A 20,046-nucleotide genomic window follows, 5' to 3' on the forward strand; every position below is an offset into this window, starting at 1 on the left:
GTGTCCACGCCGGTGCTGCGGGCCGTGCTCGCGAGGCTCACACCGGAAGGCTACCGGCGGGCGCCTCCCCCTCCAGCGCACCGGCGCGGCGCAGCGCGAGCAGGCCGCGGTGGGCGCAGCTGCGCACGGTCGGCAGGGCGACGTCCAGCAGCTGCGCGATCTCGGCGTCGGGCAGCCCCTCGTAGTAGCGCAGCACGAGGACGGCGCGGTGGCGGGCCGGCAGGCGGCGCAGCGCGGCCAGCAGGGCGTCGCGGTCGCCGCTGGCGGCGTTCGGGTCGCCGACGGCGGCCTCGGGCATCGCCTCGGCCTCGGTGGGCTGCTCGCGCCGGGCGCCGCGGCGCCACCAGGACGTCGCGGCGTTGACGAGCATCCGGTTCACGTACGCGGCGGGGTCGTCCGCGGCGCTGACCCGGTCCCACTTCAGCAGCGCGGTGGCGAGGACGTCCTGGACGAGGTCCTCGGCGTCCTGCTCGCGGCGCACCAGGCCGCGCGCCATCGCCAGCATCGGGCCGCTGCGGGCGGCGACGAGCTCCTCGAAGCCCGGCGCGGTCTCGACCCGAGGAGCCCGCAGCCAGCTCACGACCGCACCGCCCGCTCCAGGGCGACGTCCAGCAGGCCGTCGACCGCGACCGCGGCGGCGGCGAGGTCGGTCGCGGGGACCACCGCCGACAGGGACACGACCGTCGTCGCCTCGGCGCCGACCGCGCGGACCTGCAACGTGCCGGCCGCGTCCGCGACCGCGCCGAGCAGGTGCTCGCCGTCCTCGTCCGCGGGACTCTCCAGGACGGTCCAGGTGCCCGTCTCCGGCGGTGGTGAGGCCGGGTCGGTGCACGAGGGCACCTGGGCCGCCAGCGCCGCCAGGTAGGCCCGCGCGCTCGCCTCGTCGTCCCAGCGGAGCACCTCCTCGCTGACGGCCGGCCTGAGCGCGACGTCGTCCGAGGGCGGTTCCGCGTCCCACACCCCGACGACGGCGTCCGCGGGCATCGGGACGTCGCTGAGCTGCTGGTCGGTGCACAGGCCGGCGACCAGCGGCTCGGGCAGGTCCTGCTCGACGTCGAGCACGGTGGGCGCCTGCAGCACCTGGGCGTCGGCCAGGACCGTCCGCACCTGCTCCAGGTCCAGCACCGACGCCTCGGTCAGCGCCCCCGGGGCGGTGGTCGTCGGCGCCGGGGCGGTTGTCGTCGGCCCCGGGGCGGGCTCGGACGGCGCCGGGGCGGCGGGGACCACCGGAGGCGCCGGCGCGCTCTGCGGCGACCCCAGCGGCACGAGGACCGCGACGCCGGCCACCGCCAGGCCCGCGACCGCCGCCCGGCGGGCGACCCGCCGCCGGTGGCGGCGGGTCGCCCGCTGCTGGACGGCGCCCAGCAGGTCCGGACCGGGTCGCGGCTGCCCGAGCGCCGCCCGCACGGCCGTGGCGACCGCGCGCTCGGCGGGGTCGTCCGGGCCGCGCGCGCTGAGGTCGGTGGTGTCGTCCACGCCGCTACGACGCACGGGCCGGTCGATCCGTCGCGGTCCGCGTCGCGCCCGGCCGGCTACCAGCTGTGGGCGACGTCGACGACGAGGCGCTGGTCGTGGTCGCCCGGCCCGTCGAGGGCGAGCACCCGGAACGGCAGCCGCGCGCGGGTGCCCAGGACGTACAGGACGTCGTCCACCTCGTCGTCCGGGTCGTGCTCGAAGAGCATGGGCGTGGCGTCGCGGAAGGTCCGGAAGCCGCCGACCCGGGCGGCGACGCCCGAGACGTCCTCCATCTCGCTCCACGTGGCGTCCTCGACCTGGATCCGCAGCGCCGCCCCGCCGCCGACGTCGAGGGCCTCCGGGTCACCGGCGGGCACGTAGCGCACGGTGGTGTCCGGGACGGGCCCGGCAAAGTCGAGGACGAACCGGTCGAAGCAGGCGTGCTGCCCCGCGCGGACGCCGACCACCGCGGCGACCTCGTCGGGGCCGCCGAGGTCCACCTGCTCCGGCGTGGAGCCCCAGCCGGTCGGGCACAGCGCCGCCGCCGCGCTCGGGGCGGTCGCGGCGGCACCGCCGACGATGAGGGCGGCGACGGCCGCGGCCCTGGTGCGGGACGAGGCGGAACGGGTGCGCATCTCAGACCTCCGGGGTGCGAGCGGAGGTCGCGCCGAGCGGCGCGTCCTCGTCAGGAGGACGCGCGATCGACCGATCGCGTTGCAGTGCGGAACCACCCGACCTCAGGCGGTCACCAGCGAGGTGAGCACCGAGGTGAAGACGCGCAGGCCGTCCGTGCCGCTGCCGGTCTGCGGGCCGAAGCCCGGCTCGGTGGCGTGCTCGGGGTGCGGCATGAGGCCGACGACGTTGCCGCGCGCGTTCGCGACGCCCGCGATGCCGCGCAGCGAGCCGTTCGGGTCGGCCCCGAGGTAGCGGAAGACCACGCGGCCCTCGGCCTCGAGCTCGTCGAGCACGCGCTGCTCGGCGACGTAGCCGCCCTCGCCGTTCTTCAGCGGGACGACGACCTCCTCGCCGGGGGCGAAGCCGGACGTCCACGCGGTGGACGCGTTCTCCACGCGCAGGCGCTGGTCGCGGCAGACGAAGGTGCGGGTGGCGTTGCGGCGCAGCGCCCCGGGCAGCACGTGGGCCTCGCACAGCACCTGGAAGCCGTTGCAGATGCCGAGCACCGGCAGGCCGCCCTCGGCCGCGCGCAGCACCTCGCCCATCACGGGCGAGAAGCGGGCGATGGCCCCGGCGCGCAGGTAGTCGCCGTAGGAGAACCCGCCCGGCAGCACCACGGCGTCGACGCCGTGCAGGTCGGCGTCCGCGTGCCAGAGCGCGACGGCCCGCCCGCCGGCGAGGCGCACGGCGCGCGCGGCGTCCCGGTCGTCGAGGCTGCCGGGGAAGGTGACGACGCCGATCCGAGGGGCCGCGCCCATCAGTAGCGCACCTCGTGCTGGTCGGTGACGAGGGACTCGTCGTCGGCGTCCACGACGCGGACGACGTCCTCGAGGACGGGGTTGGACAGCAGGGTCTCGGCGGCGCGCTGCGCGGCGGCCAGGACGTCGGGCGTGACGTCGCCGTCGACCTCGAGCTCGAACCGCTTGCCCTGGCGGACGCCGGTGAAGGCGGCGACGCCCAGGCGCGGCAGCGCGGCGGCGACCGCCTGCCCCTGCGGGTCGAGGATCTCCGGCTTCGGCATGACGTCGACGACGACCCGTCCCATGCCCGCAAGGGTAGTGGCGCGCCCTCGCGCCCGGGCTCACCGCCGAGGTCCCCCCGAGGCGCACCGGGTCTCCTGCCACCTCGACCGGCTGCTGGCGGCGCGCGGCATGACGCTGACCGAGCTGGCCGAGCGCGTGGGCGTCAGCGTGGTGAACCTGTCCGTGCTGAAGAACGACCGGGCCCGCGCGGTGCGGTTCTCGACGCTGACCGCGATCTGCGACGCGCTGGACTACCAGCCCGGGGACGTCCTGTCCGTGGCTCCGCGCCCGCCCGCGGCCTGAGGGCGGGCCGGGCGTCAGCGGGGCGTGCGCGCGCGCCGGGCGGCCGGGACGACGAGCGGCGTGCCGGTCTCCGGGTCCGGCACCACGCGGCAGCGCAGCCCGAACACCGCCTCGACCACCTCGGCCGTGACGACCTCCTCCGCGCGGCCCTGCGCGACGACGCGCCCCGCGCGCAGGGCCACCAGGTGCGTGGCGTAGCGCGCGGCGTGGTTGAGGTCGTGGAGCACGGCCACGAGCGTGCGCCCTCCGGCCGCGTGCAGGTCGGCGAGCAGGTCCATCACCTCCACCTGGTGGGCGATGTCGAGGTACGTCGTCGGCTCGTCGAGCAGCAGCAGCGGCGTCTGCTGCGCGAGCGCCATGGCCAGCCACACCCGCTGGCGCTGGCCGCCGGAGAGCTCGTCCACCATCCGCGGCGCGAGGTCCGTGACGCCGGTGGCGGCCATGGCCTCCGCGACGGCCGCCTCGTCGGCCGCCGACCAGCGGCGCAGCAGCCCCTGGTGCGGGTAGCGGCCGCGCCCGACGAGGTCCTTCACCGTCATCCCGTCCGGCGCGGTGGGGCTCTGCGGCAGCACGCCCAGGCGCCGCGCGACCTCCTTGGGCGGCAGGGTCGCGACCTCCTGCCCGTCGAGCAGCACGCTGCCGCCGCGAGGGCGCAGCACGCGCGCCAGGCCGCGCAGCAGCGTCGACTTCCCGCAGGCGTTCGGCCCGACGAGCACGGTGAACGAGCCGTCGGGCACGGAGAGGTCGAGCCCGTCGAGGACGGTGCGGTCGTCGTAGCCCAGCTGCAGGCCCGCCGCGCGCAGCCGCGACGGCGCGCCCGCCCCCACGGCGCCCGCCCCCACGGCGCTCGCCGTGCTCCCGGCGCCGCTCATGCCGCGCGCCACCTCCACTCCCTGCTGAGCAGCCACGCCAGGTAGGCCCCGCCGAGCAGCCCCGTGACCACCCCGACCGGCACCTGCGCCGGCGCGAGCACGCGCTGCGCGAGCCAGTCGGCCGCCAGCAGCAGCGTCGCGCCCACCAGCGCCGAGGCCAGCAGCTGCGGGCCGGGCGAGCGCACGAGCCGGGCGGCCACCTGGGGGGCCGCGAGCGCGACGAACGCCACGGGCCCGGCGGCCGCGACCGCGAGGGCGGCGAGCACCACGCCGACGGCCCCGACGAGCAGCTGCGTGCGCTGCACCCGCACGCCGAGCCCGACGGCGGCGTCGTCCCCGAGCGCGAGCATCCCCAGGGGCCGCACGAGCAGCGCCGCGCACGGCAGCAGGACGGCGAGCGCGACCGCGAGCGGCACCACCTGCTCCCAGCTGCGCCCGTTGAGGCTGCCGGTCAGCCACACGACGGCCTGCTGGGCGTCCTGGACCTGCCCGCGCACGAGCAGCCACGAGACCACCGCGGTGGCCAGCGCCTGCACGGCCACCCCGACCAGCACGAGCCGGTACCCGGCCGTGCCGTGCCCGGCCCGCCAGGCCAGGGCGTAGACGGCGGCCGCGGTCGCCGTCCCGCCGAGCACCGCGGACGCCGGCACGCCCCAGCCCGTGGCGCCGCCCAGGACGAGGGCGGCCACGGCGCCCGCGGAGGCGCCCATCGTGAAGCCGACGACGTCGGGGCTGCCCAGCGGGTTGCGCGTGAGCGCCTGGAACAGCGCGCCGCTGACCGCCAGGGCGACGCCCACCCCGACCGCGACGAGCACGCGCGGCAGGCGCAGCTGGAGCACGACGAAGTCCGTGCCGGGCTCGCCGGCGCCGAGCAGCGAGCGGACGACGTCCACCGGGGCGAGCGGGAACTCGCCCGTGGTCATCGCGAGGACGGCGACGGCGGCGCCGACAGCGGCCGTCGCGGCGCACACCGCGAGCGTGCGGGGCGGCAGCAGGGCCGAGCGGGCGGGGCGGCGGGCCCGCGCCCCGGTGGGCGCGCTCACCGCAGGCCGCCCACGCGGCCGCGGCGCACGAGCGCGACCAGCACCGGCGCGCCGACCGCGGCCGTGAGCACGCCGACCTGCAGCTCCCCGGGCCGGGCGAGGAGGCGGCCGAGGACGTCGGCGGCGACGAGCAGCAGCGCCCCCAGCACGGCCGCGTACGGCAGCAGCCACCGCTGCGCGGGCCCGACGAGCAGGCGCGCGGCGTGGGGGGCGGCGAGCCCGACGAACGCGATCGGCCCGACGGCCGCGGTGCCCGCGCCGCACAGCAGCGTCACCGCCACCACGGTCAGGACCCGCGTGGTGGCGACGCGGGCGCCGAGGGCTCGGCCGAGGTCCTCGCCGAGGGCCAGGGCGTCCAGCGGGCGCGCCAGCACCGCGGCGAGCACGGCGCCGGCGAGCAGGAACGGCGCGGCGTCGGCCAGCGGCTCCCAGCCGCGGGCGGCGAGGGAGCCGACGGCCCACAGGCGCCAGGCGTCGAAGGTGGCCCGGTCGGCGAGGGTGACGGCCGTGACGAGCGACTGCAGCACCGCGGTGACGGCCACCCCGGCCAGCGCCAGGCGCACGGGTGCGGTCGCCGAGCGCCCGACCGCGCCGAGCGCCGTGACGACGAGCATGGCCAGCGCCGCGCCGCCCAGCGCGAGCAGCGTCGAGCCGCGCCCGGCCACGCCGAGGGCGAGCCCGGCGACCACGGCGGCCGCGGCCCCGGCGTTGACGCCCAGCAGGCCCGGGTCGCCGAGGGGGTTGCGGGTCAGCGCCTGCAGCAGCGCCCCGGCGACGCCGAGGGCGGCGCCCACGGCCAGGCCGAGCAGGGTGCGCGGCACGCGCAGGTCGCGCACGACGATCTGGTCCTCGGAGGCCGGGTCCGCGGCCGTCAGCGCCTCCCAGACCACCGCCGGCGGCACCGCCCGCACGCCCAGCGCCAGGCTCGCCGCCGCGACCGCGACCAGGGCCAGGACGCCGAGGACCAGGCCGAGCGCCCGGCGGGCGCGGGCCGCGGGGGGCAGCAGCCCGGACGGCGCGGAGGCGGCCTCGGAGACGGCCCCGGACGCCGCCCCGGCCCCCGGCGCGGCCCGCACGGCGGGCGCGGCGGGGGTCGGGGGCACGCGCCATCCTGACCCACGGCGATCCGGTGGAGCAAGGTGAGCCTTACCTGCCTCGCCGTGGGTGTCGCCGGGGTGCCGCCGGGCGTCGACCGGGTGCCGCCGGGGTGCCGCCGGGCGTCGACCGGGTGCCGCCCGGGTGCCGCCCGGGTGTTGCCCGGGGCGCAGGGGCGGAGCAGGGTGGCCGCATGCGGATCACCCACCTCGGCCACGCCTGCCTGCTCGTCGAGGCCGGCGGCGCGCGCGTGCTGCTGGACCCCGGGGTCTTCTCCACCGGCTGGGAGGCGCTGACCGACCTGGACGCCGTCCTCGTCACCCACGCCCACCAGGACCACCTCGACAGCGAGAAGCTGCCCCAGCTGCTCGAGGCCAACGACGGCGCGCTGCTGCGCACGGAGCCGGAGCTGGCCGCCGACCTGCGCAGCACCGGCTTCGACGAGGCCGCGCTCGGGGTCCTGGCGCCGCTGCACCCGGGCGAGCACCTCGACCTCGGCGGCCTGCGCGTGCGCGCGGTCGGCGGCCAGCACGCCCTGATCCACCCCGACGTGCCGCGCGTCGGCAACGTCGGCTTCGTGCTCTCCGCCGCCGGCGAGCCCGTCCTGCTCCACCCCGGGGACTCCTACGGCACGGTCGTCGAGGACGTCGACGTCCTCGCGCTGCCCGTCAGCGCGCCGTGGGCCGCCAGCCGGGAGACGGTCGACTTCCTGCGGGAGGTCTCCCCGCGGGTCGCGATCCCCGTGCACGACGCGCTGCTGTCGGCGGCGGGCCGCCAGGTCTACCTCGGCAACCTCACCCGGCTGCTGCCCGAGGGCACCCGCCTGCACGACACGGGCGGCTCCGGCGTCGTGGAGGTGTGAGCGGTGCTGCATGCACAGCACGAGGAGAGTCTGGGCTGCTCCTCCTCGGACCCGACGACCGCGGCATCGAGCTCGAGATCGTCGTGGTGGTGTCTCCAGGTGCCCTGACCGTCATCTCCGTCATGCCCACGCACCACCGGAGCTGACCACCTGCTCCACCACGCCGACAGCGACCGGCGCCCCGGACCGCCAGGAGCACACCATGACCGAGAAGACCGTCATCAACACCGCGGACGGCCAGAGCATCGAGGCCGTCAGCGGCACCGAGGTCGACCTCGACGCCCACCCGATCACCCTGCCCACGGGCAGGGTGATCGACGAGGCGGGCGCCGCGCCGAGCGCTCGAGGAGCACCTGCAGTCCCGTTGACCGGACCGGACCGGACCGGCCGGCCGGACCTGGGCGGTCAGAGGCCGTAGCCCTCGAGCAGGCGCAGCCAGATCTCGCTGATCGTGGGGAAGGACGGCACCGCGTGCCACAGCCGCTCCAGCGGCACCTCCCCCACGACGGCGACCGTCGCGGAGTGCAGCAGCTCCGCGACGTCCTGGCCGACGAAGGTGGCGCCGACGACGACGCGGCGGTCCTCGTCGACGACGATCCGGGCCCACCCGGTGTACCCCTCGGCCTGGATCGAGGAGCCGGCGACGGCCAGGTCGAGGTCCACGCAGCGCACCCGCACGCCCGCCTCCTCCGCCTCCGCGGCCGTGGGCCCCACCGAGGCGACCTCGGGGTCGGTGAAGACCACCTGCGGGACGGCGCGCTGCTGCGCCGTCGCGGCGTGCTCGCCCCACGCGCCGTCGCGCACGGGCCGGCCGGCCGCTCGGGCGGCGACCGCGTCGCCGGTAGCCCGCGCGGAGTACTTGCCCATGTGGGTCAGGGGCGCCTGGCCGGTGACGTCGCCGGCGGCGGACAGCCACGCGCCGGGCACCCCCCGCACCAGGCCGCTGGGGTCGACCGCGAGCGGCTCCCCGGCGCTCAGGCCGACGGTCTCCAGGCCCAGGTCGCCGGTGTTCGGGCGGCGCCCGGTGGCGACGAGCAGCTCGTCCGCGACGATCCGCGCGCCGTCCTCGGTGGTCAGGGTGACCGGCCCGTCGGCGCCGGCGCGCTCGACCCGCGCCGGCGTCGTGCCGGTGCGCACGTCGACGCCCGCGGCGCGCAGGCCGTCGGCGACGAGCTCGCCGGCGCGCTCCTCGAACCGGCTCAGGACCCGCGAGTGCGCCAGCAGCACCACCTGCGACCCCAACCCCGCGAAGGCCGCGGACATCTCCACCCCGACGACGCCGCCGCCGACCACGGCCAGGCGCGCCGGGACCTCCTTCGCCGACGTCGCCTCGCGGCTGCCCCAGTGCGCCACGGCGTCCAGGCCCTCGACCGGCGGCGTGCGCGGCGTGGAGCCGGTCGCCACGACGACGGCGGAGCGGGCGGTGATGGTGGCCGTGCTGCCGTCGCGCGCCGTGACCTCCACCCGCCGCTGTCCGGCCAGGCGGCCCCAGCCGCGCACGACGGCGATGCCGGCGCCCTCGGCCCACTCCACCTGGTGCCCGTCGTCCCAGCCGGAGGTGAAGGCGTCGCGGTAGCGCAGCGCGGCGGGCACGTCGAGCTCGCCCGTGACGGCCTCGCGGGCGCCGGGCACGCGGCGCGCGGCGGCCAGGGCGTGCACCGGGCGCAGCAGCGCCTTGGACGGCATGCACGCCCAGTACGAGCACTCCCCGCCCAGCAGGTCCGCCTCGACGAGCACGGCGCTCAGCCCACCCCGCACGGCGCGGGCGGCGACGTTCTCGCCGGTGGGCCCGCCGCCGAGGACGACGACGTCGACCTCGCCGACGTCCGCCGCGCGCACCGTGCGCTGCTCGGAGAGGTGGCGCTCGTGGACGTGGGTGGCGGTCATCGCTGCATCACCCCCGCATGCTCGCGCAGCCTCAGCCCCACGTCCTGCCGGTGAGGCGCTCGTAGGCCTGCACGTAGCGCTCACGGGTGCGCTCGACGACGTCGGGGGGCAGGGGCGGCGGGGGCTCGGCGTCCCCGGGGTGCCAGCCCGTGGCGTCGGAGGTCAGCCAGTCGCGCACGTACTGCTTGTCGAAGCCGGGCTGCGCGCGCCCGGGCTCCCAGGCCTCCGCGGGCCAGAACCGGGAGGAGTCGGGCGTGAGGACCTCGTCGCCGAGGACGAGCACCTCCCGCCCGTCGGGAGCCGGGGCCAGGCCGAGCTCGAGCTTGGTGTCGGCGATGATCACACCGCGCTCGGCGGCGAGGGCGGCGGCCCGCTCGTAGACGCCCAGGGTGGCCGCGCGCAGCTGCGAGGCGAGGTCCTCGCCCACCAGCTCCGCGACGGCGGCGAGGTTGACGTTCTCGTCGTGCGAGCCGACGTCGGCCTTCGTGGACGGCGTGAACAGCGGCACCCGCAGCCGGTCGCCGTCGCGCAGGCCGTCGGGCAGCTCCACGCCCCCGACCGCGCCGGTGGCGCGGTAGTCGGCCAGCGCCGAGCCGGTCAGGTACCCGCGGGCGATGCACTCCACGGGCAGCATGCGCAGGTGCCGGCACACCATGGCCCGGCCCGCGACGGCGTCCGGCACGGGCTCGCCGAGCAGGGCGTGATGGGGCAGGTCGAGGTCCCACTCGTCCAGGCGCTCGGACCACCACAGGCTCAGGGCGGTGAGGATCGCGCCCTTGTCCGGGACCGGGGTGGGCAGGACGCGGTCGTACGCGCTGATCCGGTCGGTGGCGACGACGAGCACGCGGCTCTCGTCGGCCTCGTCGACGTACAGCTCGCGCACCTTGCCCGCGTGCAGGGGGCGCCACCCCGGCAGGTCGGTGCTGGGCCGGGGCGGGTGCGGGGAGCTCACGCGCTCGATCCTCGCAGGGCGGCGGCGGCGATGTCGGTGCGGGAGTGCGAGCCGGGCAGGTGCACGCGCGCCACGCCGGCGTAGGCGGCCGCGCGCGCGGCGGCGAGGTCGGGGCCGGTGCCCACGACGGAGAGCACCCGGCCGCCGGCGGAGACGAGGCGCCCCGCGCCGTCCAGCGCCGTGCCGGCGTGCAGCGCGTACGGCGCGCCGGGCGCCGCGGGCACGGCCTCCAGCCCGGTGACCGGGTCCCCGGTGCGCACCCGCCCGGGGTAGCCGGCCGCGGCGACGACGACCGTGACGGCGGCGTCGCGGCTCCAGCGCAGCGGCGGGACGTCGTCCAGCACCCCGGTCGCGGCCGCGTGCAGCAGCCCGCCCAGCGGCGTGCGCAGGCGGGCGAGGACGACCTGGGTCTCCGGGTCCCCGAAGCGGGCGTTGAACTCGACCACGCGCACGCCGCGGGAGGTCAGGGCGAGCCCGCAGTACAGGACCCCGGCGAACGGGGCGCCGCGGCGGTCCATCTCGTCGACGACCGGCTGCGCCACGCGCGCGACGACCTCGTCGACGAGCCCGGGCGGCGCCCACGGCAGCGGCGAGTACGCGCCCATGCCGCCCGTGTTGGGCCCGGTGTCGCCGTCGTGCGCGCGCTTGGCGTCCTGCGCGGGCGCCAGCGGCACCACGGTGCGGCCGTCGGTGAGGCAGAAGACGGAGACCTCGGGGCCGTCGAGGAACTCCTCGACGACCACGGCGCCCGTGCCGCCGCCCGTGCCGCCGCCCGTGCGGCCCAGGCAGGCGGCGGCGTGCGCGAGCGCGTCGGCGCGGTCGTCGGTGACGACCACGCCCTTGCCGGCGGCCAGGCCGTCGTCCTTGACGACGTGCGGGGCGCCGAACTCCTCCAGCGCCGCGGCGACCTGCTCGGTGGTGGTGCAGGCGCGCGCGGCGGCCGTGGGCACGCCGGCGGCGGCCATGACCTCCTTGGCGAACGCCTTGCTGCCCTCCAGGCGCGCGGCCTGCGCGGAGGGGCCGAAGCAGGCGGTGCCGGCCTGGCGCACGGCGTCCGCGACGCCCGCCACCAGCGGGGCCTCGGGACCGACGACGACGAGCTCGGCGTCGAGCTCGGCGGCCAGCGCGACCACGGCCGCCGGGTCCAGCGGGTCGAGCGGGCGGCACCCCGCCGCGCCGGGCTCGGCGGCGATCCCGGGGTTGCCGGGGGCGGCCCACACCCGCGCGACCTGCTCGTCCGCGGCCAGCGCGCGCACCAGGGCGTGCTCGCGGGCGCCGGAGCCGACGACGAGCACGCGCAGGCTCACGCTCAGCCCTCCAGGAGGTCGTGGCGGACGACGATCTCCTCGCGGTCCGGCCCCACGCCGATCGCGGAGATCCGGGCCCCGGACAGCTCCTCCAGGCGCAGCACGTACTCGCGCGCCGCGCGCGGCAGGTCCTCGAAGCGCCGGACGCCGGAGAGGTCCTCGCTCCAGCCGGGCAGCTCCTCGTAGACCGGCACGGCGTGGTGGAAGTCGGTCTGCGTCATCGGCATCTCGTCGTGGCGCACCCCGTCGACCTCGTAGGCGACGCAGACGGGGATCCGCTCGTAGCCGGTGAGGACGTCGAGCTTGGTGAGCACGAAGTCGGTGACGCCGTTGACGCGCGCGGAGTAGCGGGCGACCAGGGCGTCGTACCAGCCGGTGCGCCGCGGGCGGCCCGTCGTCGTCCCGAACTCCCCGCCGGCGCGGCGCAGGCCCTCGCCGACCTCGTCGGTCAGCTCGGTGGGGAACGGGCCCTCGCCCACGCGCGTGGTGTACGCCTTGACGACGGCGACGACGCGGTCGATGCGGTTCGGCGGCACCCCCGAGCCCGTGCAGGCGCCGCCGGCGGTGGCGTTGGACGACGTCACGAAGGGGTAGGTGCCGTGATCGACGTCCAGCAGGGTCGCCTGGCCGCCCTCGAAGACGACCGTCTTGCCCGCGTCGAGCGCGCGGGTGAGCACCAGGCCGGTGTCGGCGACCATGGGGGCGAGGCGGTCCGCGTACGAGAGCAGCTCGTCGACGACCTCGTCAGCTGTGATCGCGCGCCGGTTGTAGACCTTGACGAGCAGCTGGTTCTTGCCCTCCAGCGCCCCCTCGACCTTCTGCTGGAGGATCTTCTCGTCGAAGAGGTCCTGCACGCGCAGCCCGACGCGGTTGATCTTGTCGGCGTAGGCGGGGCCGATGCCGCGCCCGGTGGTGCCGATGCGCCGCGAGCCGAGGAAGCGCTCGGTGACCTTGTCCAGGGTGCGGTGGTACGGGGTGATCAGGTGCGCGCTCGCGGAGACCACCAGCCGCGAGCAGTCCACGCCGCGCGCGCTCAGGCCCTCGATCTCCTCGAAGAGCACCGAGAGGTCCACGACGACGCCGTTGCCGATCACGGGCGTGCAGCCGGGCGTGAGGATGCCGGACGGCAGCAGGTGCAGCGCGTACTTCTCGTCGCCGACCACGACGGTGTGGCCGGCGTTGTTGCCGCCGTTGTACTTGACGACGTGGTCGACGCGGGAGCCGAGGACGTCGGTGGCCTTGCCCTTGCCCTCGTCGCCCCACTGCGCGCCGACGAGCACGATGGCGGGCATGGAGCCTCCTGCGTCGGCGGGCGCTCCCAGGTGCCGCCCAGGAGCACCTGGGAGCATCGGAGCGCGGACGCCCTCCCCGGCGTCCGCGGCGAGGCTACCGGAGGTCCCGTGCACCGAAGAGCACCCGACGACGCACCCGTGCCCGCCCCCGGGCCGGAGGCGGGGGTGCTGGCGGTGGTCAACGGCTCCGCCGGCTCCGCGCGGCCCCTGCCCGTCGCGCGGGCGATGTCGGTGCTGCGCGCCACCGGCGACGTCGAGCTGGTCGCCACCGGCGATCGCACCGAGCTGGCCGACGCGCTGGCGTCCCTGCACGGCCGCCGGCTCGTGGTGATGGGCGGCGACGGGTCGCTGCACGCCGTCGTCCAGGCGCTCCAGCGCGCCGGGACGCTGCGCGAGGCCGGCCCCGTCGGCGTCGTCCCCCTCGGCACGGGCAACGACCTCGCCCGCTCCCTGGGCCTGCCCCTCGACGACCCGGAGGCGGCCGCGCGCGCGGCCCTGCACGGACGGGCGGCCGACATGGAGCTGATGGTCGAGGACGGCGGGGGCGTGGTCGTCAACGCCGTGCACGCCGGCATCGGGGTGGCCGCCACGCAGCGGGCCGCGCGCGCCAAGCCGCTGCTGGGCCGGGGCGCGTACCCGGCCGGGGCGCTCGCGGCCGGCGTGGTGCGCCCGTGGCACCTGCGGGTCACCGTGGACGGGCGGGTGGTGCACGACGGGCGCTCGCCGGTGCTGATGGTCGCCGCCAGCATCGGCACGACGATCGGCGGCGGAGCACCCGTCTCGCCCGGCTCGATCCCGCACGACGGCGTCGTCGACGTGATCGTCTCCACGTCGACGGGCCCGCTCGCCCGGATCGGGTACGCGAGCACGCTGCTGCGCGGGCGGCACGTGGAGCGCCGCGACGTCGCCACCACGCGCGGCGGGCGCGTCGTCCTCGAGGCCGTCGACGGGCGCCCGTTCGCGACGAACGCGGACGGCGAGACGAGCGAGCGGCGCCTGCGCTGGGGATGGCGCACGGTCGCCGACGCCTGGCAGGTCGTGCTGCCCTGAGGCGCCTGCGCCCCGGCACTCACGAGCCCCCTTGACCGCATTTGGGCGCACAACAGCGGCCCACGAGCCCGCGCCACCGCATGTGGGTGCACAACAGCGGCCCGTGGCCTGCCGCGCCCGCCGCCCCGCGCCCGTGACGAGGTCCCCCGACCTCACGGCAGCGGGGGCGTGCGGGTCGCGCGGCGCGCGGGGAGCGCGGTGGCCGCGAGCGCGATCGCGACGGTCCCCAGGGCGGTCACGGGCAGCAGCCACCCCGGTCCGGACGGCCAGGGCCGCCCGAGGAACCCGACGCCGAGCGAGGCGAGGGGGACGGCGGACAGCAGCACGCCGGCGACGACGGCGAGGGCGGCCAGGAGGAGCGCCTCGCGGCGCACGAGGCCGGTCACCTGGCGCGGCGTGGCGCCGAGGAGGCGCAGCGCGGCGAACTCGCGACGGCGCCGGGCCGTGCCGGCGACCAGGGTGTTGGCGACGCCGAGGAGCACGTAGCCGAGGAGCACGAGGCTGGCGGCGAGGTTCACCCAGACCTCCGGCGGCGCCGAGCCCAGGCCGGTGCCGCCGGCGTCCGCGCGGGCGAGCACCAGCCCGGGCCGGGAGGCCACGAGCTCGGCCAGGCGGTCCTGGGCAGCCGCGGTGCCGTCGGTGCGCACGAGGACGCTGGAGGCCAGGGGCGTGGTGGTGTGGCCGGCCGCGAGGTCCGCGGAGAGCACGAACGGCCCGAAGCCGAGGCTGCGGTCGTAGACGGCGACGACCCGGGCTCGCACGCTGGCGCCGTCGCCCAGGACCAGGGCCACCTCGCTGCCCACCTGCGCCGAGCGCCGGCGCGCGACGTCGCTGCCGAGGGCCACGGTGGCGCCGGTGAGGTCGGACAGGCTGCCGGAGCGGACGCCGAGGTCGAGCACGTCGACCGCGGCGGGGGCCAGCACGAGCGCGGGCTGGGGCTGGACGATGGTCTCGTCGAGCACGCGGGAGGGCCAGACGACGGTGGTGCTGCTCGAGGCGACGGCGGCGCGCACCCCGGGGACCGCGGCCGCGGCCGCGACGGCGTCGGGCCCCACCCCGCCGAGGGCGGGCGCGCTGATGCTCGTCGTGGCCAGGGTGCCGGCCCGCGCCTCGCGGGAGGCGGCCGCCATCACGGTGGTGTGGGTCAGGACGTCGGTGAGGACGAGGACGACGACCAGCGCGAGGGTGGCCACCGCTCCGGCACCGCGCAGCGCGCCGCCGCCCAGGTTCCTCGCGGCCAGCCACGACGGCGCCGACGCGCCGGCCGGCACCCGCGCCGCCACGGCCCTGCCGGCCCAGGACAGCACGGCCGGTGCCGCCACGGCCAGGCCGACCGCCGCGACGAGACCGGACATCGGGGCCGCCACCGCGGCCTCCAGCGTGCGGGAGACGGCGGGGACCAGGGCCATCGGGAGCGCGGAGGCGATGAGCAGCAGGCCGACGGCGGTCCTCGCCCGGGACGGGGCGCGGGGTCCGGGAACCGACTCGGCGACGGCCTCGGTCGCCGGTGCCCGCGAGGTGCGCCGGGCGGCGGCGCGGCCGGAGACGCGCACCACGGCCAGCACCAGCAGCGCCGCGACCAGCGCGGGCAGCGGGCTCCAGCTCAGCGGCAGGTCGGCTGGCACGACCCCGGTGCGCACCAGCAGGACGCGGAACGCCGCGGCCAGCGGGTAGCCGAGGCCCACGCCGACCAGCAGGGCCGGGACGGCCGCGGCCGTGGCCTGCCCTGCGGCCAGCCGGCGCACCTGCCGCGGGGTCGCCCCGACGGCGCGCAGCAGGGCCAGGTCCTGCCGCTGCGCGGCGACCACGACGCCCATCGCCCCGGCGACGATGAAGCCGACGACGAGCAGGACGGTGCCGGACAGCGAGCTGGCGAGCAGCGCCAGCTCGCCGCGGGCCGCGGCGGCGCCGACGGAGGCGGTGTCGCCCCGGGCCGCGCCGGTGGCCACGACGAGGGAGGTGCCGGACAGCTCCGCGCGCACCGCCTCGGCGAGGGCGTCGGCGCGCCCCGGCTCGGCGCGCAGGCCGACCAGGTCCACCGAGCCCGCGCGCGGACCGGCGTCGCGGCCGGCCAGCTGCGCGGCCGTGGGGTCGGCGAACAGCACGCCGGCCGGCGCGCCGGAGACGACGGCCGTCAGGTGGTACGTCGCGGGCCGGCCGCCGGCGACCACCCGCACCCGGTCGCCGGGCCGCACGTGCGCGGCGCTCGCCGTGGCGGCGTCCACGGCGACCTCGCCGGCGCCGGTGGGCGCCGCGCCCTGCACCTGCGCGCCGGCCAGCAGCTCGGTCGAGCTCCAGCCGTGCCCGGCCAGCGCGTCGTCCCCGGAGCGCACGACCCGCCCGTCGGCGGCGACGAGGGCCGCGGGGAAGGCGACGTCGCCGACCGCGGCGGCCACCCCGGGCAGGGCGGCGAGCTGGTCCACCAGGTCCGCCGGGACGGTGCGGCGCTCGGGCAGGGCGACCGCGAGGTCCTCGGCGGGGTGCAGGGACTGGTCGGCGGTGACGACGACGTCGGCGCCGGCGAGCCGCCCGGGCGCCGCGTGCGAGCGCAGGCCGGACTCCGCCAGGACGCCGTTGGCGGTGACGAGGGCGGCGCCGCCGAGGACGGCGCACACGACCGCCACCAGCGCGGCCACCCGGGTGCGCGCGGTGCGCAGCGCGAGGTACCACACGCCTCACTCACCCCCCAGGGCGAGCAGGCGGGCCGACACGCCGGCGGCGGTGGGCGCCTCGAGCACGTCCACGACGCGGCCGTCGGCCATCACGAGCGCGCGGTCGGCGCGGGCGGCGGTGCTGGGGTCGTGGGTGACCACGACGACGGTCTGGCCGAGGTCGTCGACGGCGCCGCGCAGCAGGTCGAGCACCTCGTGGGCGGTGCGCAGGTCGAGCGCGCCGGTCGGCTCGTCGGCGAAGACGACGGCCGGGCGGGCGACGAGGGCCCGCGCGATCGCCGCGCGCTGCTGCTGGCCGCCGGACAGCTCGGCCGGGCGGTGGCCCATCCACTCGCCCAGGCCCAGGCGCTCGACCAGGGTGCTCAGCCAGGCGGGGTCCGCCGGGACGCCGGCCAGGCGCAGCGGGAGGGTGATGTTGTCCGCGACGCTCAGGGCCGGCATCAGGTTGTAGGCCTGGAAGACGAACCCGGTGCGGGTGCGGCGCAGCTCGGTGCGGCGGGTCTCGTCCAGGGCGCCGACGTCGACGCCGTCGATGCGGGCGGTGCCGGTGGTCGGGACGTCGAGACCGGCCGCGCAGTGCATCAGCGTGCTCTTGCCGGACCCCGAGGGGCCGACCACAGCGGTGAAGGTGCCCGGCCGCACCGTCACGGACACGCCGTCCAGGGCCCGCACGCCACCCGGGTAGGTCCTGGTGACGTCGCGCAGCTCCACGGCCGGCGCGCCCGCGGCGCCGGGGCGCTGGGCGGGCACCGCCGCCTCCGGCGGGACGTGCACCACCGCGCGGGACCTCCCGCGCGCCAGCAGGGCGCGGACTCCGCCGCGGTCGAGGGATGAGGGCGTGTGCACGGGACTGCTCCGATCACCGAGGTCGACGGCTGGCGACGGGCCCGCCCGGCGTCGACCGGTGCCCGTGGCGTTCAGCACACCAGCCGCAGGGGGGTCGGGTCCCTCCCGCAGACGGGCCGGAGCAGGTGGTGCAGGCACTACTCCCCCGCTGCGTCGCGGGCGCGTCGCGGGTCTGCCGGGGTCCGGAGCGCCCGCGGGAGGGCGGCCGGCGAGGGCCGGAGGGCCCTGCCGCGGGCGGGAGGGCGCGGCTAGCGTGGCGGGGTGCTCGTCGCCGAGGACCTCCTGCTGCTGCTCACCGACGACGACAGCGGCAGGCTGGTGCTGGCGGGTGACCAGGTCGACGCGGCGCTGGCGGGCGCGCTGCTCGTCGAGCTGGTCCTGGGTGAGCGGGTCGACCTCACCGGCGCCGCGGACGCGGGCAGGTCGGGCCGCGTCGTGGTGCGCGACGCCTCGCCCACGGGCGACCCGCTGCTGGACGAGGCGCTGGCGCGGATCGGGGAGCGCGAGGGCAGGAGGCCGGCCGCGGTGATCGGCCCGCTGGGGAAGGGCGTGCGGGAGCGGCTGTACCAGCGCCTGGTCGCCGCCGGCGTCCTGCGCGCGGAGCACGGCACGGTGCTGGGCGTCTTCCCGCGGCGCAGCTGGCCGACGGCGGCGGCCGAGCACGAGCGCCAGCTGCGCCGGCGCCTCCTCGACGCGCTGGCGGGCGTCGAGGGCGACGACGCGCGCGTCCCGGCGCTGCTGTCCCTGCTGCACGCGCTCAAGGCGGTGGCGAAGGTCCTGGACACCGCGGCCGTGGGGCTGGACGGGCGGGGGGTCCGCCGGCGCGGCGAGGAGGTCGCCGCGGGCAGCTGGGCGTCCGCGGCGGTGCGCCGGGCCCTCGACGAGGCGATGGCCGCGGTCGTGGCCGCCACCACAGCGGCGACCGCTGCCGCCACCGCCGGCGGCAGCTGAGGACCGCCCCGCGTCCGGGTGCTGGCCTCCGCCCGCGCGCAGGACCAGGGCGTCACCGGGTGGGCGTCACCGGGTGGGCGTCACCGGGTGGGCGTCACCGGGTGGGCGTCACCGGGTGGGCGTCACCGGGTGGGCGTCACCGGGTGGGCGCCGCCTCCGGCGCCCCGGGGAGCGGGGCGGGCTCGCGCCGGCGCAGCTCGTCGAGGCGCACGAGCGCCACGCCGGCCAGGACGAGCGCGCCGCCGAGGAGCTGGACGGACGCGGGCACCTGCCCCAGCAGCAGCCAGGCGAAGAGCACGGCGAAGAGGACCTCGGTCAGGCCCACGAACGCGGCCAGGCGGGCCCCCAGCGAGCGGGCCGCGCGAACGCCGGCGACGTAGGCGAGCGCCGCCGCGACCAGGGCCAGGGCGAGCACCGGCACCAGCCAGCTCACCCGCGCCCCCAGGAGCACCACGTCGGTGAGCGGGGCGCGCACCGCGAGCGCCCCGGTGGCCGCGGCCGCCAGGAGCGCGAGCGCGCCGGTGCCCAGCCCGCCCCAGACCAGCACCAGCGGCGGCAGGGGGTCCTCCGCGGCCGCGGCGAGCACGAAGTAGACGGCGAGCCCGACGGCCGCGCCGAGCCCCCACAGCACCCCGACCGGGTCCAGTCGGGCGTCGCCGCTGAGGTCGAGGACGAGGATCAGGCCGACCACGGCGAGCAGGGCGCCGCCGAGGGTCAGGCGCCGGGGGCGCTGGCCGTGGCGCACCCACAGCCAGGCGACGACGAGCAGGGCGCCGGAGTACTCCAGCAGCAGGGCCACGCCGACCGGGACGCGGGCGACGGCGTTGAAGTAGCACAGCTGGCAGCCGGCCACGGCGACGAGCCCGTACACCACCACCGCCCGGGCGCCGCGGCGCGGCGCCGCCCGGCGGCCCCGCAGCTGCAGCAGCGCGAGCGGGGTGAGCACGAGGGCGGCGAGAGCGACCCGGGCGGTGACGGCGGCTCCCGCGCTCCACCCGGCGTCCAGCAGCACCGCCGCGAGGGCGCCGGAGGTGCCGAAGGCGGCGGCGGAGACCAGCGCCAGGCCGAGCCCGGCGCCGCGCGGAGCGAGCACGCAACCCCCTGGGTAAGTGGTGAGCGGACGTAGGATCCTTACAGGTAGCGACGCTAGGGCACCGCGCGAAAGGGGTCAACCGGGTGTTCGCCCATGACACGGAGGTGGCGCTGGCGGCGGCGGCGGCGCTGGTGAACACCGACCGCCCCGGGGCCGACGCCCTGGCCGACACCGCCGCCCTGGACGCCTTCGTGCGCGCGTGGGACTGGACCGGGTCGCGCCGAGGCGACGACGCCGAGCTCGCCCAGGTGCGGGCGCTGCGGGCGCGGCTGCGCCGGCTGTGGCACCTGGACGAGGACGGGCTCGTGGAGGAGGTCAACCGGGTGCTCCGCGACGCCGGCGCGCTGCCCCAGCTGGTCGCGCACGGGAACTGGGGCTACCACCTGCACGCCACGAGCCCGCGGGCGCCGCTCGCGGACCGGATGGCGGTCGAGGCGGCGATGGCCTTCGCCGACCTGGTGCGCGCCGGTGAGCTGCGGCGCGTGCAGGTGTGCGCCGCGGCCGGGTGCGCCGACGTGCTGGTGGACCTGTCGAAGAACCGCTCGCGGCGCTTCTGCAGCACCTCGTGCGCGAACCGCACCAACGTCGCCGCCTTCCGCGCCCGCCGAGCCGCCCACCCCGGGTGAGCGGCGCCGGGTCGTGGACGTCCGCACGGTCCTCCCCGCCCTC

At 78.3% G+C, this 20,046-nt stretch carries 21 protein-coding genes; 6 read left to right on the forward strand and 15 right to left on the reverse strand.

The features are described 5' to 3' along the window. Nucleotides 1-37: 37 nt before the first annotated feature. The 5 genes from BLS82_RS14590 to BLS82_RS14610 all read right to left on the reverse strand — a co-directional run bounded on the left by BLS82_RS14590 (nt 38) and on the right by BLS82_RS14610 (nt 3,175). Nucleotides 38-580, reverse strand: coding sequence for a SigE family RNA polymerase sigma factor (locus BLS82_RS14590; protein ID WP_255378367.1), 543 nt, complete (start codon nt 578-580; stop codon nt 38-40). Further along, entirely contained in the window at nt 577-1,476 is a 900-nt protein-coding gene (locus tag BLS82_RS14595; protein ID WP_092867332.1) for a hypothetical protein, read from the reverse strand. The genes BLS82_RS14590 and BLS82_RS14595 overlap by 4 nt, the downstream gene beginning before the upstream one ends. 56 nt (nt 1,477-1,532) lie before the next feature. After that, entirely contained in the window at nt 1,533-2,090 is a 558-nt protein-coding gene (locus BLS82_RS14600) for an AMIN-like domain-containing (lipo)protein (RefSeq protein WP_092867334.1), read from the reverse strand. Nucleotides 2,091-2,192: 102 nt separating this feature from the next. Next, nucleotides 2,193-2,888 carry a phosphoribosylformylglycinamidine synthase subunit PurQ gene (gene purQ, locus BLS82_RS14605; protein WP_092867336.1) on the reverse strand — a complete coding sequence of 232 codons (696 nt, stop codon included), beginning with the start codon at nt 2,886-2,888 and terminating at the stop codon, nt 2,193-2,195. Continuing rightward, the gene (locus BLS82_RS14610) at nt 2,888-3,175 is read right to left on the reverse strand and encodes a phosphoribosylformylglycinamidine synthase subunit PurS (protein ID WP_092867338.1); all 288 of its coding nucleotides are present in this window, start codon (nt 3,173-3,175) and stop codon (nt 2,888-2,890) included. Before BLS82_RS14610 ends, purQ begins: the two co-directional genes overlap by 1 nt. On the opposite strand from BLS82_RS14610, the gene BLS82_RS14615 reads away from it, so the two are divergent. Continuing rightward, entirely contained in the window at nt 3,174-3,455 is a 282-nt protein-coding gene (locus tag BLS82_RS14615) for a helix-turn-helix domain-containing protein (RefSeq protein WP_092867340.1), read from the forward strand. The two genes, BLS82_RS14610 and BLS82_RS14615, sit on opposite strands and share 2 nt — an antisense overlap. A gap of 14 nt (nt 3,456-3,469) precedes the next feature. Here BLS82_RS14615 and BLS82_RS14620 read toward each other — a convergent pair whose 3' ends face one another. Genes BLS82_RS14620 through BLS82_RS14630 form a run of 3 tightly spaced genes read right to left on the reverse strand, consistent with a single transcriptional unit; the run spans nt 3,470 to nt 6,473 of the window. Beyond that, nucleotides 3,470-4,327, reverse strand: coding sequence for an ABC transporter ATP-binding protein (locus BLS82_RS14620; protein ID WP_092867512.1), 858 nt, complete (start codon nt 4,325-4,327; stop codon nt 3,470-3,472). Next, on the reverse strand, nt 4,324-5,370 hold the full coding sequence (locus BLS82_RS14625; protein WP_092867342.1) for a FecCD family ABC transporter permease: 1,047 nt from the start codon (nt 5,368-5,370) through the stop codon (nt 4,324-4,326). The genes BLS82_RS14620 and BLS82_RS14625 overlap by 4 nt, the downstream gene beginning before the upstream one ends. Then, on the reverse strand, nt 5,367-6,473 hold the full coding sequence (locus BLS82_RS14630) for a FecCD family ABC transporter permease (RefSeq protein ID WP_092867344.1): 1,107 nt from the start codon (nt 6,471-6,473) through the stop codon (nt 5,367-5,369). The genes BLS82_RS14625 and BLS82_RS14630 overlap by 4 nt, the downstream gene beginning before the upstream one ends. A 185-nt stretch (nt 6,474-6,658) precedes the next feature. Here BLS82_RS14630 and BLS82_RS14635 point away from each other — a divergent pair, with 185 nt between their 5' ends. Beyond that, complete coding sequence (locus BLS82_RS14635) at nt 6,659-7,327, forward strand: MBL fold metallo-hydrolase (protein WP_092867346.1); 669 nt, start codon at nt 6,659-6,661, stop codon at nt 7,325-7,327. Between the two features lie 202 nt (nt 7,328-7,529). After that, a complete protein-coding gene (locus tag BLS82_RS14640) occupies nt 7,530-7,745 on the forward strand; it encodes a hypothetical protein (protein WP_092867348.1) in 216 nt (71 codons plus the stop codon). Here the strand turns inward: BLS82_RS14640 and BLS82_RS14645 are convergent. Genes BLS82_RS14645 through BLS82_RS14660 form a run of 4 tightly spaced genes read right to left on the reverse strand, consistent with a single transcriptional unit; the run spans nt 7,733 to nt 12,765 of the window. Further along, nucleotides 7,733-9,214, reverse strand: a complete 1,482-nt coding sequence (locus tag BLS82_RS14645) for a dihydrolipoyl dehydrogenase family protein (RefSeq protein WP_092867350.1) — start codon at nt 9,212-9,214, stop codon at nt 7,733-7,735. The genes BLS82_RS14640 and BLS82_RS14645 overlap by 13 nt on opposite strands. 31 nt (nt 9,215-9,245) lie before the next feature. After that, the gene (locus BLS82_RS14650; RefSeq protein WP_092867352.1) at nt 9,246-10,166 is read right to left on the reverse strand and encodes a phosphoribosylaminoimidazolesuccinocarboxamide synthase; all 921 of its coding nucleotides are present in this window, start codon (nt 10,164-10,166) and stop codon (nt 9,246-9,248) included. Then, the gene (purD, locus tag BLS82_RS14655) at nt 10,163-11,467 is read right to left on the reverse strand and encodes a phosphoribosylamine--glycine ligase (RefSeq protein ID WP_092867514.1); all 1,305 of its coding nucleotides are present in this window, start codon (nt 11,465-11,467) and stop codon (nt 10,163-10,165) included. Before purD ends, BLS82_RS14650 begins: the two co-directional genes overlap by 4 nt. A gap of 8 nt (nt 11,468-11,475) precedes the next feature. Further along, on the reverse strand, nt 11,476-12,765 hold the full coding sequence (locus BLS82_RS14660) for an adenylosuccinate synthase (protein WP_092867516.1): 1,290 nt from the start codon (nt 12,763-12,765) through the stop codon (nt 11,476-11,478). Nucleotides 12,766-12,903: 138 nt separating this feature from the next. On the opposite strand from BLS82_RS14660, the gene BLS82_RS14665 reads away from it, so the two are divergent. After that, the gene (locus tag BLS82_RS14665; protein WP_176819130.1) at nt 12,904-13,815 is read left to right on the forward strand and encodes a diacylglycerol/lipid kinase family protein; all 912 of its coding nucleotides are present in this window, start codon (nt 12,904-12,906) and stop codon (nt 13,813-13,815) included. Between the two features lie 152 nt (nt 13,816-13,967). On the opposite strand, the gene BLS82_RS14670 is transcribed toward BLS82_RS14665, so the two are convergent. Then, the gene (locus tag BLS82_RS14670) at nt 13,968-16,487 is read right to left on the reverse strand and encodes an ABC transporter permease (protein WP_092867354.1); all 2,520 of its coding nucleotides are present in this window, start codon (nt 16,485-16,487) and stop codon (nt 13,968-13,970) included. A gap of 3 nt (nt 16,488-16,490) precedes the next feature. Beyond that, complete coding sequence (locus BLS82_RS14675; RefSeq protein ID WP_092867520.1) at nt 16,491-17,237, reverse strand: ABC transporter ATP-binding protein; 747 nt, start codon at nt 17,235-17,237, stop codon at nt 16,491-16,493. A gap of 357 nt (nt 17,238-17,594) precedes the next feature. On the opposite strand from BLS82_RS14675, the gene BLS82_RS14680 reads away from it, so the two are divergent. Then, nucleotides 17,595-18,284 carry a GOLPH3/VPS74 family protein gene (locus BLS82_RS14680; protein ID WP_092867356.1) on the forward strand — a complete coding sequence of 230 codons (690 nt, stop codon included), beginning with the start codon at nt 17,595-17,597 and terminating at the stop codon, nt 18,282-18,284. A 136-nt stretch (nt 18,285-18,420) separates the two neighbouring features. Here the strand turns inward: BLS82_RS14680 and BLS82_RS14685 are convergent, their stop codons facing one another. After that, a complete protein-coding gene (locus BLS82_RS14685) occupies nt 18,421-19,377 on the reverse strand; it encodes an EamA family transporter (protein WP_092867358.1) in 957 nt (318 codons plus the stop codon). A gap of 83 nt (nt 19,378-19,460) precedes the next feature. Between BLS82_RS14685 and BLS82_RS14690 the strand changes: the two genes are divergently transcribed. After that, nucleotides 19,461-20,003 carry a CGNR zinc finger domain-containing protein gene (locus BLS82_RS14690; RefSeq protein WP_092867360.1) on the forward strand — a complete coding sequence of 181 codons (543 nt, stop codon included), beginning with the start codon at nt 19,461-19,463 and terminating at the stop codon, nt 20,001-20,003. Nucleotides 20,004-20,046 lie beyond the last annotated feature (43 nt).

The organism is Quadrisphaera sp. DSM 44207 (assembly GCF_900101335.1).
Lineage (GTDB): Bacteria > Actinomycetota > Actinomycetes > Actinomycetales > Quadrisphaeraceae > DSM-44207.

Bases quoted from the DNA above. Each gene is read 5' to 3' on its own strand.
- BLS82_RS14600 (WP_092867334.1), bottom strand. From the start codon at position 2,090: ATGCGCACCCGTTCCGCCTCGTCCCGCACCAGGGCCGCGGCCGTCGCC.
- purQ (WP_092867336.1), bottom strand. From the start codon at position 2,888: ATGGGCGCGGCCCCTCGGATCGGCGTCGTCACCTTCCCCGGCAGCCTC.
- BLS82_RS14615 (WP_092867340.1), top strand. From the start codon at position 3,174: ATGCCCGCAAGGGTAGTGGCGCGCCCTCGCGCCCGGGCTCACCGCCGA.
- BLS82_RS14610 (WP_092867338.1), bottom strand. From the start codon at position 3,175: ATGGGACGGGTCGTCGTCGACGTCATGCCGAAGCCGGAGATCCTCGAC.
- BLS82_RS14620 (WP_092867512.1), bottom strand. From the start codon at position 4,327: ATGAGCGGCGCCGGGAGCACGGCGAGCGCCGTGGGGGCGGGCGCCGTG.
- BLS82_RS14635 (WP_092867346.1), top strand. From the start codon at position 6,659: ATGCGGATCACCCACCTCGGCCACGCCTGCCTGCTCGTCGAGGCCGGC.
- BLS82_RS14640 (WP_092867348.1), top strand. From the start codon at position 7,530: ATGACCGAGAAGACCGTCATCAACACCGCGGACGGCCAGAGCATCGAG.
- BLS82_RS14645 (WP_092867350.1), bottom strand. From the start codon at position 9,214: ATGACCGCCACCCACGTCCACGAGCGCCACCTCTCCGAGCAGCGCACG.
- BLS82_RS14660 (WP_092867516.1), bottom strand. From the start codon at position 12,765: ATGCCCGCCATCGTGCTCGTCGGCGCGCAGTGGGGCGACGAGGGCAAG.